This is a genomic window from Stenotrophomonas sp. P5_B8 (assembly GCF_054049855.1).
The window spans coordinates 1-2,862 of record NZ_JBFULO010000461.1; the positions used below are offsets into that span (position 1 = coordinate 1).

Sequence of the window (2,862 nt, forward strand, 5' to 3'; positions counted from 1 at the left end):
GTGTAGGGGGTGTCGCCGCCAACGGCGACGGTGCGGGGGGCGGGGGTCATGCGGGTGTTTCCTGTCGCTGCCATTGCGCGGCCAGGCGCAGTACCAGCTGCGCGGTGGCCTCGGCGGGGGTGTAAAGGTCGGTGTCCAGGGTGAGGTCGGCCAGCTCGCGGTAGAGCGGGTCGCGCAGCGCGGCCATCTCGTGCAGGACCTGTTCGCGGTCCGGACGCTGCAGCAGGGGACGGGTGCGGTCGCGCGCCAGCCGTTCCAGCTGGGCCGGCACGCTGACCCGCAGGTACACCACGAAGCCGTGCGCGGCGATGGTCTGGCGATTGCCGGCATCCAGCACCGCGCCACCGCCGGTGGAGACCAGCTGGTTGCGCCCGGCCAGCAGCGTCTGCAGCACCTGGCGTTCGTGCTGGCGGAAGCCGGCTTCGCCGGAGTGCTCGAAGATGGTCGCGATGCTGGCGCCGGCGGCATCGACGATGGCCTGGTCGGCGTCGACGAAGTCCAGCGTGAAGCGCTCGGCCAGGCGACGCCCGATGCAGGTTTTGCCGGCGCCMATCGGGCCGATCAGGATCAGGTTCGGGGCGGGATTCATTACCCGCGATCCTAACATCTCCGTGCCACGGCCTTTACGCGCAGGCCCCCATCGTGGGGAGCGCGGAATGTCCCGCGCGTTGCCGGAGCGTGCCCATGTCAGTGGCCAAAATCATCGAGATCAATGCCTCCTCCAAGACCAGCGTCGAGGACGCCGTGCGCAGTGGCCTGAAGAAGGTCTCCGAGACGGTCAAGGGTATCCAGGGCGCCTGGATCAATGAAACCAAGGTCGTGACCGATGGCGAGGGCAACATCACCGAGTGGCGGGTCAATCTGCGGGTGACCTTCCTGGTGGGCTGATCGGGCGCCGGGGTTCCCGCCCGGCGATCAGGCCGGGGACACGATGCGACGCTGCTCGTCCAGCGCGATGACCCGGTCGGCCAGAGCGGGCAGGGTGCGCAGTGCCTGCCGGCTGACCCGTTCGTAGTACTGCACGAAGCGTTCCAGCTGCGCGCGGCTCATGCTGCTGCGCTCGGGTTGGGCGGCCTGCATGCTCTGTTCCTGCTGCCAGCGCCAGCGCGGGATCACCGCAAAGTCCGGCGGCTGCAGGAACCACAGGCGGTCGCAGCGCTGCCACAGCGCGGGGTAGTCCGCGGCCAGGGCCTGGTTGCACCAGTGGCGCCAGCGTCCGTCCGGGTCCGCGTCGCGTTCCAGGGCGTTCAGCGGCGGCATCAGTTCGGCCTCGGTCTGGGCCGGCGTGCCGAGGAACCAGCCTTCGAAGACCAGCAGGTCCAGTGGGCCGTCCACGCGCGGCCACAGTGACCATGCGACGCGTTCGTCGGCCAGTTTGTCGAAGCGCGGCAGCACTACCGGCTGGCGCGCGGCGATGGCGTCGAAGGTGGCATGCGCCAGCGGCAGATCGTGGGTGCCCGGCGGCCCGCGAGTGAGCAGCAGCGGGTGCACCTCGCGGGCCAGGCGCTGGCGCTGGGCGCGGGTCAGGTAGACATCGTCGATGGAGAACATGGCCGCCCGCAGACCGCGGGCTTCCGCCAGGGCCACGACCTGCGCGGCCAGCGTCGATTTGCCGCTGCCCTGCAGGCCGCTGATCGCCAATACTGGGACCTCGACGCCGGCGCCCAGCGCGTCCTCCAGCGCCTGCGCGACCAGGGCTTGCGGAAAGCCTTTGTTGCTGGGCATGTACGCGGCGGCAGGCATGCGGTGACAATAAACCCAAATCAGGTGGCAAGAAACCAACCATGACCGATCTGTATACCCAAGCGCTGTCCACCTTCGCCGCGCTGTTCGAGGAAGCCAAGGGCAGCGCGGAAATCGAACCCAACGCGATGACCGTGGCGACCGCCGACAGCATTGGCCAGCCGTCGGCGCGCACCGTGCTGCTCAAGGCCTTCGACGCACGCGGCTTCGTGTTCTACACGCACCTGGACAGCCACAAGGGCCGCGAACTGCGTGCCAATCCGCATGCGGCACTGCTGTTCCTGTGGCGCAGCCTGCGCGAGGCCGGCATCCAGGTGCGCATCGAGGGGCGCGTGGAGCAGGTGGAGGATGCCGAAGCCGATACGTATTTCGCCTCGCGTCCGCGCATGAGCCAGATCGGTGCGTGGGCCTCGCTGCAGTCGCAAACGCTGTCCTCGCGCGAGGAATTCGACGCGCGCGTGGCCACCACGGAGGCCAGCTTCGAGGGTCGCGACGTGCCGCGCCCGGAGGGCTGGAGTGGACTGCGCGTGGTGCCGCAGCGGATCGAGTTCTGGTACGGCGCGCAGTTCCGCCTGCATGAGCGCTGGTGCTATGAAGCGGATGCGGACGGGCAGTGGAGCAAGCGGATGTTGTTCCCGTAAGGGCCGATCGCAACGCTACGCCGGCGCGAGCTGGCGCAGCCATCGCCACAGCGTGGTACGGGAGACCCCCAGTTGCTCGGCGACCTTTTCACGGTTGCCGCCGCAGGCGGTGAGCAGACGCTGCAGGGTGGCCGCGTCCGGCCGGGCCGTGCCGGGCGTGCCCCGGCTCGGCGCCGTGGGCGAGGGGGTTGAAGACGCCGCGCTGCCGTTCAGTTCGGGAAGCCACGCCAGCATCTGTGCCATCGACAGTTCACCGTGCCCCTGCTGCCAATGGATGCGCAGCCGGTCGATCATGTTGCGCAGTTCGCGCACGTTGCCCGGCCAGGGGTACTGGCCAAGCCGCTGCAGGGCATCGGGGGTGAGTGGGGTGTCCATCGCGCCGAGCAGCCGGAAGAAGTGCGCCACCAGCAGCGGCACATCCTCGCGCCGTTCGTGCAGGGACGGCAGTGCGATCCGCAGCGCGGCCAGCCGGTAATAC

5 protein-coding genes are annotated in these 2,862 nt (G+C 69.3%); 2 read left to right on the top strand and 3 right to left on the bottom strand.

From position 1 onward, the window contains the following. Positions 1–46: 46 nt before the first annotated feature. A complete protein-coding gene (locus ACXJKH_RS18025) occupies positions 47–589 on the bottom strand; it encodes a shikimate kinase (protein WP_457321385.1) in 543 nt (180 codons plus the stop codon). A 95-nt stretch (positions 590–684) separates the two neighbouring features. Here ACXJKH_RS18025 and ACXJKH_RS18030 point away from each other — a divergent pair, with 95 nt between their 5' ends. After that, entirely contained in the window at positions 685–888 is a 204-nt protein-coding gene (locus tag ACXJKH_RS18030; RefSeq protein ID WP_121038908.1) for a dodecin family protein, read from the top strand. A 27-nt stretch (positions 889–915) separates the two neighbouring features. Here ACXJKH_RS18030 and ACXJKH_RS18035 read toward each other — a convergent pair whose 3' ends face one another. Continuing rightward, complete coding sequence (locus ACXJKH_RS18035) at positions 916–1,743, bottom strand: kinase (RefSeq protein WP_457321387.1); 828 nt, start codon at positions 1,741–1,743, stop codon at positions 916–918. A gap of 41 nt (positions 1,744–1,784) precedes the next feature. On the opposite strand from ACXJKH_RS18035, the gene pdxH reads away from it, so the two are divergent. Then, the gene (pdxH, locus tag ACXJKH_RS18040) at positions 1,785–2,384 is read left to right on the top strand and encodes a pyridoxamine 5'-phosphate oxidase (RefSeq protein WP_457321389.1); all 600 of its coding nucleotides are present in this window, start codon (positions 1,785–1,787) and stop codon (positions 2,382–2,384) included. Positions 2,385–2,399: 15 nt separating this feature from the next. Here pdxH and ACXJKH_RS18045 read toward each other — a convergent pair. Continuing rightward, the coding region (locus ACXJKH_RS18045; RefSeq protein ID WP_457321391.1) for an AAA-type ATPase lid domain-containing protein at positions 2,400–2,862 on the bottom strand (463 nt) is incomplete at its 5' end.